Below are 15414 nucleotides of genomic sequence, written 5' to 3'. Positions count from 1 at the left end.
CCCGACGCGACGCATTCCCCCGAGGCCTTCGTCGCCGTCCGACCACTCGTACGACCCACGCCGAGGAGCCCCGCATGACCGCACGACACCTGATATCCCTCGACGACCTCACCGACGCCGACCTGCGCCACCTCGTGGAGCGGGGAGCCGCCTTCTCCAGCGGCACGGCCTCCCCGGGCCCCGTGCTAGACGGCACGATCGCCGGCATCTACTTCCGGCGCACCTCGACCCGCACCCGTACCGCCTTCTCGGCGGGGGCGCTGCGGCTCGGGGCGCGGATCATCGCGTACAACGGCGGTGACCTGCAGACCAACACCGGGGAGACCAGCGAGGACACCGGACAGGTCTTCTCCCGGATGCTGGACATCCTGGTCGCCCGGACGGCCGACGACCCGGCGGAGATGCGCGGCTGGGCGGCCCAGCCCCGGATGTCCGTGATCAACGCCATGAGCGCCGACGAGCACCCCACCCAGGGCCTGACCGACCTGAGCACGCTCATGTGCCGCTTCGGCCGCGTCGAGGGGCTGCGGCTGCTGTACGTGGGAGAGGGCAACAACACCGCTGCCGCCCTCGCGCTGGGCCTGACCCGCTTCCCCGGCACCGAACTCGAGCTGCGCACCCCGCCCGGCTACGGGCTGCCCGAGGACGTCCTGACCCGGGCGCGCGCCCACGCGGAGCGCTCGGGTGCCACCGTGACCGAGCGGCACACGATGGACGACCTGCCCAAGGACGTCCACGTCATCTACACCACCCGCTGGCAGACGACCGGCACCAGCAAGCCCGACCCCGACTGGCGCTCCCTGTTCGCGCCGTTCCAGGTCACCCAGGACCTGTGGACGCACAACGCCGACGCCCTGTTCATGCACGACCTGCCCGCCCACCGGGGTGAGGAGGTCACCGCCGAGGTGCTCGACGGCCCGGCGAGCATCGCCTTCGACCAGGCCGAGAACAAGATGCACAGCGCCATGGCGGTCCTCGAATGGTGCCGGCTCGGCCCCGCCGGTACCTCCGGCACGTCCGAATGAGCCTGACGGAGGAGCACCGCGAAGGAGGTGGCGCCCAGCCCGGCACGGCGCCACCGCCCCTGCGGAAGAACAGGGACTTCCTGCTGCTGTGGACCGGCGCCGGGCTCTCGCTGTTCGGAACCCGGGCGAGCACCGTCGCCTACCCCCTGCTGATGGTCTGGTACGGCGGCTCCCCGACCGGCGCCGGACTCGTCGGCTTCGCGGCGCTGCTGCCCCAGCTGCTCCTGCAACTCCCGGCGGGGGCCCTGGTGGACCGCCTGGACCGGCGCCGGCTGATGATCCTGTGCGACCTCGCCGGGCTGACCGCCATGGGCAGTGTCGCGGCCGCGCTGATCGGCGGGCACCTGTGGCTGCCGCACCTGATGGCCGCCGCGTTCGTGGAGGGCTCGGCGGCGATCTTCTACCGGCTCGCCGAGCGGGCCGCGGTGCGCAACCTCGTCCACCCGGACCACCTGACCGTCGCGCTGACCCGCAACGAGGCACGCGGCCAGGGCGCCGGGCTGCTCGGGCAGCTCGGCGGCAGTTCCCTGTACGCGGTGGCCCGATGGCTGCCGTTCCTGCTCACCGCGGTGTCCCATCTGACCGCCCTGGTCACGCTGTTGCTGATCCGGAAGAAGTTCCAGTCGGAGCGTCCCCAGGCGCCCCGCGATCTGCGCCGGGAAGTCGGCGAGGGGCTCGCCTGGGTGTGGCGGCAGCGGTTCATGCGGGCCGCCGTGGGGCTGATCGCGGGCAGCAACATCCTCTTCCAGGTGCTGTCCCTGGCACTCGTGCTGATCGTCAAGGAGAACGGCGGCTCCCCGGCCACCATCGGCCTCATCGGGACGGTGTCGGGGGTGGGCGGCATCCTCGGAGCCCTCACCGGCTCGTGGTTCCTGAAGCGGCTGTCGCCCGGCGCGATCGTCACCGGCACACTGGCGGTGTGGGCGCTGCTGATGACGCCCGTCGCCCTGGTCGAACAACCGGTGCTCATCGGTGCGCTGTTCGCGGGGATGTCCTTCGCCGGCGCCCTGCTCAACGTGGCGGCCGGCGTGTACCAGGTGCAGATCACCCCGGACGAGATGCAGGGCCGGGTGACCAGCGTCTTCGCTCTCATCGGCTCCGGCATGAACTCCGCCGGGGCGCTCGTCGGCGGCCTGCTGCTCGCGGCCTTCGGCACCACGCCCACCGTCACGGCGGTCGCGGCGGCGATGGCCGCCATGGCGCTGGTCGCCGTACTGAGTCCGGTCATCAGGACCGCGGGGCGTACACCGGAGAAATGACCGAAGAAATATAGGCCTCCCCCGCACAGTGGGGAGGCGGACGGGCCGCTCGCGCACGAGCGCCCCCACCCACGCGGCCGGGGCCGAACGCGGACACACGCACGCCTCCGGCACCCAACACCCTTTCAGGAAGGCATGCCACGACGATGTCCGCCCATCGCACAGCACCAGCGGGACAGCCGCTGCCGCTCCTGGTCGAGGCCGAGTCCGCGGACCGGGACGTCATCCGCCTGATCAAGTCGGACCGAGAACGGCTGCGGGCCTCACTGAGGACGCACGGTGCGCTGCTGCTGCGCGGCTTCGACATCGGCGGGATCGACGGCTTCGACCAGGTGGTCAGGGAACTGTCCGGCGACCCGCTCACCTACTCCGAGCGGTCCTCCCCGCGCAGCACCATCAAGGGGAACGTCTACACCTCCACCGACTATCCGCCGGAGGAGGAGATCTTCGTCCACAACGAGAACTCCTACCAGGCGAGTTGGCCCCGGACGCTGTACTTCTACTGCGACCGGCCGCCCGAGACGCGGGGCGCCACCCCGCTGACCGACATCCGCAAGGTGTACGCCTCCATCGACCCGGAGGTCCGCGAGGAGTTCGCCCGGCGTGGCTGGATGGTCGTACGCAACTTCCACGACCACTTCGGCGTGGCCTGGCGGGAGCTGTTCAACACCGACGAGCGGGCCGAGGTGGAGGCCTACTGCCGCTCCAAGGACATCGAGTTCGAGTGGCTGGGCGGTGACGGGCTGCGCACCCGGGCGCGCCGCGCGGCGATCCACACCCACCCCGAGACCGGGGAGACGGTGTGGTTCAACCACATCGTGTTCTTCCACCACACCACGCTGCCCGCCGAGGTCCGGGAGGGCCTGCTCGGCCTGTTCGGTGAGGAGGACCTGCCGACCAACACCTATTACGGTGACGGCGGCCGCATTCCCGACGAGGTCACGGACCATCTGCGGGCCTGCTACCGGGCGCAGACGGTGCGCTTCGACTATCAGCAGGACGACGTGCTCGTCGTGGACAACATGCTGGCCGCGCACGGCCGGGAACCGTTCACCGGGGCCCGCCGTATCGCGGTCGCCATGGCGGAGCCGTACGCGCCGCACGCGCGGTCCGAGCGCGGCGGGGAGTGACCACGCCATGACCCTGCACCACTCCACGCCCGGCAGCGCGTGGCTGCGCCGCTACGCGCCGCGCCCCGACGCCCGGCTGCGGCTGGTCTGCTTTCCGCACGCCGGCGGCAGCGCGAGCGCCTTCAGGGACTGGCCGGAGCTGCTGCCGCCCGACATCGAGCTGATCGCCGTCCAGTACCCCGGCCGGCAGGACCGGTACGGCGAGCCGCTGATCGGGGACTTCCCGGTCCTGGTGTCCGAGGCCGCGCGGGCCGTCCTGCACTGTTTCGACCGGCCCGTGGCGTTCTTCGGCCACAGCCTCGGCGCGACCGTGGCCTACGAGGTCGCCCGCGCCCTGCGGGCCTCCGGCGCACCGGCGCTGACCCGGCTGTTCGTCTCCGCGCGCAAGGCGCCCTCGGTTCCCCGCCCGGACACCGTCCGGTTCGGCACCGAGGAGCAGATCATGGCGTACATCCGGGATCTGGGCGGATCCGGCGCGGCCCTGCTGGAGCAGGGCGACGACCTGCTGGAGCTGATGCTGCCCATGCTGCGCAACGACTTCGGGCTCGTCGCCTCGTACCGCTACGTCCCCGGATCCCCGCTCGACTGCCCGGTGACCGCCGTCATCGGCGACCAGGACGGGTCCGTGAACGAGGACGAGGCCCGGCAGTGGTCGCGGCACACCGTGCGGCCGTTCGACCTGCACACCCTGCCCGGCGGTCACTTCTACACGGAGACGGCCACCGACCGGCTCGTGGCCCTGGTGGCCGACACACTGAGCGACGTGGCGAAGAGGAGCTGACCGCCCATGAGCACCCATCCGTTCGAGGACCCGGACGCCGCCTACCACGTCCTGGTCAACGAGGAGGGCCAGCACTCGCTGTGGCCCTCCTTCGCCGAGGTCCCGGCCGGCTGGACCGTCGTCCTGCGCCAGGCGGGGCGCGAGGCGTGCGTCGACTACGTCGACACCCACTGGACGGACATGCGGCCCGGGAGCCTGGGCCGGCCCGTGGCGTGACGCCGCCGTAGCCGCGCCCGCCCGTACCGCTTCCGGCCGACGCCCTCGTGCCGTCACGCCGTCACCCGATCTTCTTCGATACCCGGACCCTGGTGGTGGAAAGCCATGCCCATACCCGAAACAGCACCAACCGTGAGTCTCCCTCTGTCGGCAGCGCAAGCGGGTGTCTGGGCAGGGCACGAACTCGACCCGACCGGTGCGAAGTACAACATCTCCGAGTACATCACCTTCCACGGCGACGTCGACCACCGTCTGCTGGAGGCCGCCTGGCACCAGCTTCTGAAGGACGCGGAGACGCTCCGGGTGCGCGCCGTCGTCAAGGAGGGCGAGGAGCTGCGCCAGCTGGTCGTCCCTGAGCTGCGCCCCGGGCTGCCGCTGATCGACCTCACCGGGGAGGCCGACCCCGAGGCCGCCGCCCAGGAGTGGATGCACCGCGACCGGCACCGGCCCGTCGACCTGGCCGAGGGCGGCCTGACCACCTTCGCCCTGCTGAAGGTGGCGCCGGAGCGCTTCCACTTCTACGAGCGCATCCACCACATCCTGATCGACGCCTCCGGCGGCCCGCTGATCAGCGGCCGGATGGCGGAGGTGTACACCGCCCTGGCGCGCGGTGAGGAATTCGGCCCGAGCGGGTTCGCCCCGCTGTCCCAGCTGCTGGAGGAGGACGCCGACTACCGGCGCTCGCCGGCCCGCGCGGCGGACCGTGACTACTGGTCCGAGCTTCTCGCCGACACCCCGGAACCGCCCCGGCTGGTGGACACCCAGGACCTCACGCCCCCGGACGGGCAGGTCCTGTTCCTGCGGCGCAACGTCCGGCTGCCCGCCGACGACTTCGAGCAACTGCGGGTCGTGGCCCGGCGGCTGCGCTCGATGTGGCCCGTCGTGACCATCACCGCCACGGCCGCCTATGTGGCCCGGGCCACCGGCAGACAGGACGTCGTCCTCGGTCTTCCGGTCACCGCCCGGACCACACCGGCCGACCGCCGCACTCCCGTCCTGCGCTCCAACGTGGTGCCCCTGCGGGTGCGGGTGACCCCCGGCGACTCCCTCGCGCAGCTCGTCGCCCAGGTCACCCGGGCCACGCGCGCCGCACTGAAGCACCAGCGCTACCGCTACGAGGACATGCGGCGCGACCTCAAGCTCCTCGGTGACGGCCAGACCCTGGTCGGTCCCGTCGTCAACATGATGGACTTCGACTACGACCTGGACTTCGCGGGGCTGCGCACCACTGCCCACAACCTGTCCAACGGCCCCGTGGACGAGCTGTCCATCGCGGCCTACCACCGCGCCGACGGGGAGGGGCTGACCCTCGCCTTCGACGCGAACCCGGCCTTCTACGACACCGACCGGCTCGCCGCCCACCAGGACCGGTTCCTGCGGTTCCTGCGGGGGCTGATCGCCGAGCCGGAGCGCCCGACGGGCGAGGTGGAGGTGCTGTCCCCCGAGGAGCGGCGGCTGCTACTGACGGAGTGGAACGCGACCGACCGGGCCGTGCCCGTCGGGGCGCTCGGCGAACTGTTCGCCGCGCAGGCCGCGGCCACCCCCGACCGGGTCGCCGTGGCGGCCGACGGGGTGGAGCTGACCTATGCCGCACTGGACGCGAGGGCGAACCGGCTGGCGCGACGGCTGATGACGCTGGGCGTCACGGTGGAGTCCCCGGTGGCGCTGCTGCTGGAGCGCTCCGTCGACGCCGTGGTGGCGACGCTGGCCGTGGTACGGGCCGGCGGAACGTATGTGCCGCTGCACTCGGGCCTGCCGCCCGAGCGGCTGGCGTGGGCGATACGTGACGTCGGCGCCACGGTGCTGCTCACGGACCGCGAGGTGCCCGAACTGCCGACGCGCGTGGTGACCCTCGACGCGCAGCCCTGGCCGGGCGGGCAGGCCGGGGACGACGGGGACGACCCCGGGGCTCCCGGCATCACCGTGCACCCCGACCGGCTGGCGTACGTGATGTACACATCGGGTTCGACCGGGGTGCCCAAGGGCGTCGGGGTGCGCCACCGCGATGTCGCGGACTTCGCCTTCGACCGGCGCTGGACCGGCGGCGACCACGACCGCGTCCTCCTGCACGCCCCCCAGTCCTTCGACGCCTCCACGTACGAGCTCTGGGTGCCGCTTCTGAACGGCGGCCGGGTCGTGGTGGCACCGCCGGGCCAGGTCGACGGCGCGGTGGTCGAGCGGATGGTCGCCGAACACGGCGTGACCGCCGCCTTCCTGACGACGGCCCTGTTCAATCTGATCGCGGACGAGCACCCCAAGGCCTTCGCCGGGATGCACTCCGTCTGGACCGGTGGCGACGCCGGCTCGGCGGCGGCCATGCGCCGCGTCCTCGAAGCCTGCCCCGGAATCACCGTCGGCAACGGCTACGGCCCCACGGAGACCACGACGTTCGCCGTGAGCGCCCTCGCGCGGACGGCCGACGACATCGGCACGGTCCCTCCCATCGGTACGCCGCTGGACAACATGCGCTGCTACGTCCTGGACGCGGGCCTGCAACCGGCGCCGGTCGGCGTGGTCGGCGAACTCTTCGTCGCGGGCTCCGGCCTGGCCCGCGGCTACCACAACCGCCCGGGCCTGACGGCGGAACGGTTCGTGGCCTGCCCGTTCGGTGCTCCCGGAGAGCGCATGTACAGAACCGGCGACCTCGTCCGCCGGCGCGCCGACGGACAGCTGGAGTACGTGGGGCGTGCCGACTTCCAGGTGAAGGTGCGCGGCTTCCGCATCGAACTCGGCGAGGTGGAGGCGGCTCTGGCCACCCATCCGTCGGTCGCCCAGGTCGTCGTGATCGCGCGGGAGGACCGCCCCGGGGACCGCCGCCTGGTCGCCTACGTCGTACCGGAGGGCGAGACCGCCGACCCGGCCGACCTGCGCGCCCATGTCGCCGGGGAACTGCCGGAGTACATGGTGCCGACGGCGTTCGTGGTGCTGGAGCGGCTGCCTTTGACGGTGAACGGAAAGGTGGACCGGGGGGTTCTGCCGGCGCCGGAGTTCGTCTCGGGTGGGGGGCGGGCGCCCGGTTCGGGTGTCGAGGAGGTGCTGTGTTCCCTGTTCGCCGAGGTGCTGGGCCTGGACGAAGTGGGGGTGGAGGACTCCTTCTTCGACTGCGGCGGCGACAGCATCATGGCGATCCAGCTGGTGTCGCGTGCCCGGCGGGCGGGCTGGGTGCTGTCCGCGCGGGACGTGTTCCAGCATCCGTCGGTGGAGGGCCTGGCGCGGATCGCGGCGCCGGTGGGTGCCGGTGGTGCGGTGGCGGAGCCGGCGGATGCCGGACTGGGTGTGGTGCCGTCGACTCCGGTGATGGAGTGGTTGCGGGACCTGTCGGGGCCGGTGGAGGGGTTCCACCAGCACGTGGTGGTGTCGTTGCCGGATGCGGTGAGCCGTGACGCGCTGGTGAGCGCGCTGCAGGCCGTGGTGGACCGGCACGACATGGTGCGTTCGCGTCTGGTGCGCGCGGACGACGGGTGGTCGTTGCAGGTGGCGGCGCCGGGTGAGGTGGACGCGGACGGCCTGCTGGAGCAGGTCACCGTCGCCGACCTCGACGAGGCGACCGTGAAGCAGCACGTGCGCCACGCCGTCGGCCTGCTCGCCCCGGACGCCGGCAGCATGCTGCGGGCGGTCTGGCTGGAGCCGGGCCGGCTGCTGCTGGTGGCGCATCACCTGGTGGTGGACGGGGTGTCGTGGCGGATCCTGCTGGAGGATCTGAAGGCGGCCTGGGAGGGCCGTGAACTGGAGCCGGTGCCGCTGTCGTTCCGCAGCTGGGCGCGACGGCTGCGCGAGCACGCCGACCAGGGCACCTACGCCGGCCGTCTGGACTTCTGGCGCCGGCTGGTCGGACGGCCGAGTCCCCCGCTCGGTTCCAGGACTCTGACCCCCGTCGAGGACACCGCCGCCACCCAGCGCGAGATCACTCTGTCCCTCCCGGCGCAGCTGACGGAGGCGCTGCTGACGCGGGTTCCCGCGCTGTTCCACGGTGGGGTGAACGATGTGCTGCTGGCGGGTCTGGCACCGGCGGTGCAGGAGTGGCGGCGCCGACGCGACCGCGACGCGGACGGTGGTGTCCTGCTCGACCTCGAGGGGCACGGCCGCGTCGAGGAGCCGGGGGTCGATCTGTCGCGCACGGTGGGATGGTTCACGTCGATCCATCCGGTGCGTCTGGACGCCGGCGGGGAGTCCTGGGACGAGCTGTGTGCCGGGGGCGCGGCCGCCGGGCGGGTGCTCAAGCGGGTCAAGGAGCAGATGCGGGCCGTCCCCGACGACGGCATCGGCTACGGCGTCCTGCGCTACCTCGACCCCGCGGCCGGCACGGAACTGGCCGCCGGCGCACGGGCCGAGCTGGCGTTCAACTACCTGGGCCGGTTCGCCGGCGAAGCCGGCGCCTGGGAGATGAGCTCCCGTCCGGGCATGGTGGGCGCCGGTGCCGACGCGGGACTGCCGTTGGCGCACGCGCTGGAACTCAACGCGGTGACCTACGACCTGGCCGAGGGTCCGTGTCTGCACGCGAGCTGGGCGTGGGCGGACGGCGTGCTGTCCGAGGCGGAGGTGCGGGAGCTGGCGCAGCTGTGGTTCGAGGCCCTGGAAGGCCTGGCCCGGCACGCCGACGCACCCGGCTCGGGCGGCCTGACCCCCTCCGACCTGGACCTCGTCCAGCTCAGTCAGGACGAGATCGAAGCGATCGAGGGCTTCGAGAACGACGACGACTACGACCTCGACTGGGAGTTCTCAAAGTGACCAGGTCGCGCATCGAAGACATCCTTCCGCTGCAGCCGCTGCAGGAGGGCTTCCTGTTCCATTCGCTGGTGGCGGACGGCTCGGTGGATGTGTACACCTCCCAGCTTCGCTTCGACATCGCCGGTGAGGTGGACGGGGCGGCGTTGCGTCGTGCGGGTGAGCGGCTGCTGGCACGGCATGCGAATCTGCGGGCGGGGTTCCGCCACGAGGGCGTGAGCCGGCCCGTGCAGGTGGTGCACCGGCGGGTACGCCTGCCCTGGGCCGAAGTGGACCTCTCCCATGCCGCGGACACCGAGGCGCGAGCGGCGGAACTGGCCTCCGAGGACCGGCTGCGGCCCTTCGATCTGGGCCGGCCCCCACTGCTGCGCCTGTCCCTGCTGAAACTGGGCGAGCACCGCTACCGCATCCTGCTGACCGGCCACCACATCCTCTGGGACGGCTGGTCGGTACCCGTGCTGGTGGAGGAACTGTTCCGGCTGTACGCGGCCGGAGGAGACGACGCGGCACTGCCACCCGTCACGCCCTACCGCGACTACCTGGCGTGGCTGGCACGACAGAACCGGCCCGCTGCGGAACAGGCATGGGCCACCGCGCTGGAAGGACTGCCCGAACCCACCCTCGTCGCACCCGACACCACCCATGACAAGACCGCGCTCCAGGAGTACGTCTCCACCGACCTCTCCCGTGACCTGCTCGACCGGGTCACCGACCTGGCCCGCCGGCACGGGATGACGCTGAACACGGTGATCCAGGGCGTGTGGGGTCTGCTGCTGGCGCGGCAGACGGGCCGGGAGGACGTCGTCTTCGGCGCCACCGTCTCCGGCCGCCCGCCGGAGCTCGAAGGAGTCGAGCGCATGCTCGGCCTGTTCATCAACACCCTCCCCGTGCGCGTGCGACTGCGCCCCGAGGAGCCCGTGATCGGCCTGCTCACCCGGCTGCAGCAGGAGCAGGCACAACTGATCCCGCACCACCACTACGGCCTGTCCGACATCCAGCGCACCACCGGCTTCGGCACCCTCTTCGACACCAGCATGGTCGTCGAGAACTACCCGCTGGATCCGTCCGTCTTCACCACCGTGCTCGGCGACCTGGAACTCGTGGGCATCGGCTTCGACGACGCCACGCACTACCCCCTGTCCCTCGCCGCCATCCCCCTCCACGGAGCGGGTCTCACCCTCAAGGTGAGCTACCGCCCGGACGTCTACAGCCACGACGAGGCCCGGCGGATCAGCGGCCGCCTGGTCCATCTGCTCCAGACCCTCGTGGAGGACCCGGAGAAGCGGACGGACGCGGTGGACGTCCTGCCCCCCGGTGAACGTGACGTCCTCCTGGCCGCCGCGGGTCCGGCGGTGGCGTCGGCTCCGGTGGAGCGGTGTGTCCACGAGATCTTCCAGGAGCGCGCCGCGGCCACTCCCGACGCGGTGGCGATCGTCTTCGGCGAGTCGTCGCTGACCTACGCCGAGGTCGACGCGCGGGCCAACCAGCTCGCCCACCACCTGCGCACCTCAGGCGTGAGCGAAGGTTCCCTGGTCGGTGTCTGCCTGGAACGAGGCCTGGACCTGGTGCCCACCCTGCTGGGCGTGCTCAAAGCAGGCGCCGGCTATCTGCCCCTGGACCCCGCTTCCCCCGCCGACCGCCTGGGCTACGTGCTCACCGACGCCGGGGCCCGCGTCACGGTCACCTCCCACACCCTCGTGCCGGTCCTGGACGAGGTCTTCGACGGTGCACTCGTCGTCCTGGACCGGGACGCGGAAACGATCGCCGCCCACCCGCACACCCCGCCCGTGGTGTCGGCGGACCCCGCCGGCGTCGTATACGTGATCTACACCTCCGGCTCCACAGGCCGCCCGAAGGGCGTCGTACTGGAACACACCAACGTGGTCCGGCTGTTCGAGACCGCCCAGGCCCAGTTCGGCTTCGGACCCTCCGACGTGTGGACGCTGTTCCACTCCTACGCCTTCGACTTCTCGGTGTGGGAGATCTTCGGCGCCCTGCTGCACGGCGGCCGCCTGGTCGTGGTACCCGAGATGACCGCCCGCGAGCCGAGCCGCTTCCACGAACTCCTCCAACGGGAAGGCGTGACGGTACTGAACCAGACACCGTCGGCCTTCACCCAGCTCATCGAGGAAGACCGCACCCGCGACAACAGCGACCGACTCGCCCTGCGCACGGTCGTCTTCGGTGGTGCGGCCCTGGACTGCGGGGCTCTTCAGGGCTGGGTGGAGCGGCACGGTCTGGAGTCGACCCGCCTGGTGAACATGTACGGCATCACCGAGACGACCGTGCACGTCACCTACCACCCGGTCGGCGAGGAAGACCTCACCACCGGCGGCTCGGCGAGCCCGATCGGCCACCCGCTGAACGACCTCAGCCTCCACCTGCTCGACACACGCGGCCAGCTCGTACCCGTCGGAGTTCCCGGTGAGATCTACGTCGGTGGCCCCGGAGTGGCCCGCGGCTACCTCAACCGGCCCGAACTCACCGCCGAACGCTTCATACCCGACCCCTTCGGCCCCGCCGGCTCACGCCTCTACCGCAGCGGCGACCTCGCCCGCCGCCGCCCCGACGGAAGCCTGGAGTTCCTGGGACGCGCCGACGACCAGGTCAAGGTCCGCGGCTACCGCATCGAACCCGGCGAGATCAGCGCCCGCCTCGCCACCCACCCCGCCGTCCGCGAGGCCGTGGTCGTCGTCCGCGACGAACGCCTCATCGCCTACCTCGTCCCCGACGGCGCACTGCCCTCCACCGCCGAACTCCGGGCGTTCGTCGGGAAAACCCTGCCGGAGTACATGGTGCCGGCGGCCTTCGTCGAGCTGGAGCGGCTGCCGTTGACGGTGAACGGCAAGGTGGACCGGCGCGCGTTGCCGGCGCCGGAGTTCACCTCCGGTGCCGGCCGTGAGCCACGCCCGGGTGCGGAGCAGGTGTTGTGCTCCTTGTTCGCCGAGGTGCTGGGCCTGGACGAAGTGGGCGTGGAGGACTCCTTCTTCGACTGCGGCGGCGACAGCATCATGGCGATCCAGCTGGTGTCGCGTGCCCGGCGCGCGGGCTGGGTGCTCTCGGCACGGGATGTGTTCCAGCACCCGTCGGTCGAACGGCTGGCCCGGGCCGCGGTACCGCTGGGCGCCGACGGTGCGAAGGCGGAGCCCGCGGGTGCCGGGCTCGGTACGGTGCCGCTGACTCCGGTCATGGGCTGGCTGCGCGGCTTGGGCGGGCCCGTGGAGGGATTCCACCAGCATGTGGTGGTGTCCCTGCCGGATGCGGTGAACCGTCCGGGTCTGGTGCGGGCGTTGCAGGCGGTGGTCGATCGGCACGACATGCTGCGTTCGCGTCTGGTGCGTACGGGCGGTGCCTGGTCGCTGGAGGTGGCGGCGCCGGGGGCGGTGGACGCGGACGGCCTGCTGGAGCAGGTCACCGTCCCCGACCTCGACGAGGCGGCCGTACTGACCGCCATCGACGAACGGGCCGAGGCCGAACGCCGACGGCTCGATCCCGACGCCGGGGTCGTCTTCCGCGCGGTGTGGTGCGAGCCGGGCCGGCTGTTGCTGGTGGCGCATCACCTGGTGGTGGACGGGGTGTCGTGGCGGATCCTGCTGGAGGATCTGAAGGCGGCCTGGGAGGGCCGTGAACCGGAGCCGGTGCCGTCGTCGTTCCGCAGCTGGGCGCGACGGCTGCACGAGCAGGCCGACCGGGGGACGTATGCCGCCCAGCTGGACGTCTGGCGTCACATCGCCGGCGAGCCCGCGCAGCCGCTGGGCTCACGGGCCTTGGACGCGGCGAAGGACACCGTGGTCACCCGCCGGGTGCTGGACCTGTCCCTCCCGGCGCAGCTGACGGAGGCGCTGCTGACGCGGGTTCCCGCGCTGTTCCACGGCGGGGTGAACAATGTGCTGCTGGCGGGTCTGGCACCGGCGGTGCAGGAGTGGCGGCGCCGACGCGACCGCGACGCGGACGGTGGTGTCCTGGTCGACCTCGAGGGGCACGGCCGCGTCGAGGAGCCGGGGGTCGATCTGTCGCGCACGGTGGGATGGTTCACGTCGATCCATCCGGTGCGTCTGGACGCCGGCGGGGAGTCCTGGGACGAGCTGTGTGCCGGGGGCTCGGCCGCCGGACGGGTGCTCAAGCGGGTCAAGGAGCAGATGCGGGCCGTCCCCGACGACGGCATCGGCTACGGCGTCCTGCGCCACCTCGACCCGGCCGCCGGGGCCGAACTCGCGGCGTGCGGCCAGGCCGAGGTGGGCTTCAACTACCTCGGCCGGTTCACCAACGGCGGCGATGGTGCATGGGAGTTGAGTGCCCGCGCCGGCATGGTCGGTGGTGGCGCCGATGCGGGACTGCCGTTGGCGCACGCGCTGGAGCTCAACGCGGTGACCTACGACCTGGCCGAGGGTCCGTGTCTGCACGCGAGCTGGGCGTGGGCGGACGGCGTGCTGTCCGAGGCGGAGGTGCGGGAGCTGGCGCAGCTGTGGTTCGAGGCCCTGGAAGGCCTGGCCCGGCACGCCGACACACCCGGCTCGGGCGGCCTGACCCCCTCCGACCTGGACCTCGTCCAGCTCGGTCAGGACGAGATCGACGTGCTGGAGGACGGCGCGGCCGAGGTCGAGGACATTCTTCCGCTGCAGTCCTTGCAGGAGGGGCTGCTGTTCCATTCGCTGGTGGCGGACGGCTCGGTGGATGTGTACACCTCGCAGGTGCGCTTCGATCTGGCCGGTGAGGTGGACGGGGCGGCGTTGCGGCGTGCGGGTGAGCGGCTGCTGGCACGGCATGCGAATCTGCGGGCGGGGTTCCGCCACGAGGGCGTGAGCCGGCCCGTGCAGGTGGTGCACCGGCGGGTACGCCTGCCCTGGGCCGAAGTGGACCTCTCCAGCGCCGCGGACACCGAGGCGCGAGCGGCGGAACTGGCCTCCGAGGACCGGCTGCGGCCCTTCGATCTGGGCCGGCCCCCACTGCTGCGCCTGTCCCTGCTGAAACTGGGCGAGCACCGCTACCGCATCCTGCTGACCGGCCACCACATCCTCTGGGACGGCTGGTCGGTACCGGTACTGGTGGAGGAACTGTTCCGGCTGTACGCGGCCGGAGGAGACGACGCGGCACTGCCACCCGTCACGCCCTACCGCGACTATCTCGCGTGGCTGGCACGACAGGACCGGCCCGCGGCGGAACAGGCATGGGCCACCGCGCTGGAGGGACTGCCCGAACCCACCCTCGTCGCACCCGACACCACCCACGATCACAACCCCGTGCAGGACATGGTCCGTACGGAGATGCCCAAGGAACTCGCCGAGGCGCTGGCCGCGACCGGGCGCCGGCACGGGGTGACGCTGAACACGGTGATCCAGGGCGTGTGGGGTCTGCTGCTGGCGCGGCAGACGGGCCGGGAGGACGTCGTCTTCGGCGCCACCGTCTCCGGCCGCCCGCCGGAGCTCGAAGGAGTCGAGCGCATGCTCGGCCTGTTCATCAACACCCTCCCCGTGCGCGTGCGACTGCGCCCCGAGGAACCCGTGATCGGCCTGCTCACCCGGCTCCAGGACGAGCAGGCACAACTGATCCCGCACCACCACTACGGCCTGTCCGACATCCAGCGCACCACCGGCTTCGGCACCCTCTTCGACACCACCACGGTGCTGACGAACTACCCTCTGGACCCGTCGGTCCTCGACACGGTCCTCGGCGACCTCGAGGTGCTCGACATCGACAACGAGGACGCCACCCACTACCCGCTGCGCATGGCCGTCGTGCCGGACGGCGACAGCCTCGGTCTGCGGCTGGGTTACCTGCCCGACCTGTACACACGCGACGAGGCGCAGCAACTTCTCGACCGGGTTCTGCACCTGCTGGAGATCCTGGCGGAAGATCCGGAACGCCCGGTGGGTGGCATCGACATCCTCACGGAGGAGGAGCGTCACCAACTCCTCGTGGAGTGGGGGGGCTACTGACCTTTGCGGTGGCAGGCTCCTGCCATCGGCAGAAGCGGACATGGAATGCGCTGGCGGCCCGTGGAATTGCGCTGAAAGAATCAAAACACGGGCCCCACCGTGACGTTCGCGAGCCGAAGGCACAAGAACCGGTGCGGCCGAAAGTAGAAAAGCCAACAAGAAAGGTGTGTCGTGAAGGGCTTGGGACGACTGAAGCTCGCACTGCTGGTGCCCATCGTGGCCGTTCTGACCGCGACGGCGGCTGTCGGCGCGTCCCCGGTGACCGGTGACCCCGTCGGGCTGGTGTCCGCGTCCGGCCAGGGGGGTCACACGGTCCTGCAGGACAACACCTGGGGACCGTGA

Annotated in this window: 8 protein-coding genes; all 8 read left to right on the top strand. The window is 71.6% G+C overall.

Features of this window, described 5'->3' with window-relative positions; translation table 11 throughout:
* Positions 1 to 74 precede the first annotated feature (74 nt).
* The 8 genes from ACFV20_RS16185 to ACFV20_RS16150 all read left to right on the top strand — a co-directional run bounded on the left by ACFV20_RS16185 (position 75) and on the right by ACFV20_RS16150 (position 15414).
* Entirely contained in the window at positions 75 to 1025 is a 951-nt protein-coding gene (locus ACFV20_RS16185) for an ornithine carbamoyltransferase (RefSeq protein WP_385656864.1), read from the top strand.
* A complete protein-coding gene (locus ACFV20_RS16180) occupies positions 1022 to 2284 on the top strand; it encodes an MFS transporter (protein WP_385656861.1) in 1263 nt (420 codons plus the stop codon). Before ACFV20_RS16185 ends, ACFV20_RS16180 begins: the two co-directional genes overlap by 4 nt.
* A 146-nt stretch (positions 2285 to 2430) precedes the next feature.
* A complete protein-coding gene (locus tag ACFV20_RS16175) occupies positions 2431 to 3414 on the top strand; it encodes a TauD/TfdA family dioxygenase (RefSeq protein WP_385656858.1) in 984 nt (327 codons plus the stop codon).
* Between the two features lie 7 nt (positions 3415 to 3421).
* On the top strand, positions 3422 to 4195 hold the full coding sequence (locus ACFV20_RS16170) for a thioesterase II family protein (RefSeq protein ID WP_385656857.1): 774 nt from the start codon (positions 3422 to 3424) through the stop codon (positions 4193 to 4195).
* A 6-nt stretch (positions 4196 to 4201) separates the two neighbouring features.
* Complete coding sequence (locus tag ACFV20_RS16165) at positions 4202 to 4411, top strand: MbtH family protein (RefSeq protein WP_385656855.1); 210 nt, start codon at positions 4202 to 4204, stop codon at positions 4409 to 4411.
* Between the two features lie 132 nt (positions 4412 to 4543).
* A complete protein-coding gene (locus ACFV20_RS16160) occupies positions 4544 to 9139 on the top strand; it encodes an amino acid adenylation domain-containing protein (protein ID WP_385656853.1) in 4596 nt (1531 codons plus the stop codon).
* Entirely contained in the window at positions 9136 to 15072 is a 5937-nt protein-coding gene (locus tag ACFV20_RS16155) for an amino acid adenylation domain-containing protein (RefSeq protein WP_385656849.1), read from the top strand. Before ACFV20_RS16160 ends, ACFV20_RS16155 begins: the two co-directional genes overlap by 4 nt.
* Positions 15073 to 15252: 180 nt before the next feature.
* Positions 15253 to 15414 (top strand): hypothetical protein, encoded by a 162-nt coding sequence (locus tag ACFV20_RS16150; protein ID WP_385656846.1) that lies wholly within the window; start codon positions 15253 to 15255, stop codon positions 15412 to 15414.

Origin of the sequence: Streptomyces sp. NPDC059696, from assembly GCF_042733745.1 — a bacterium.
Taxonomy (GTDB): Bacteria; Actinomycetota; Actinomycetes; order Streptomycetales; family Streptomycetaceae; genus Streptomyces.
The sequence above is the reverse complement of the archived record's forward strand: the minus strand, read 5'-3'. Positions and strand labels throughout refer to the sequence as shown.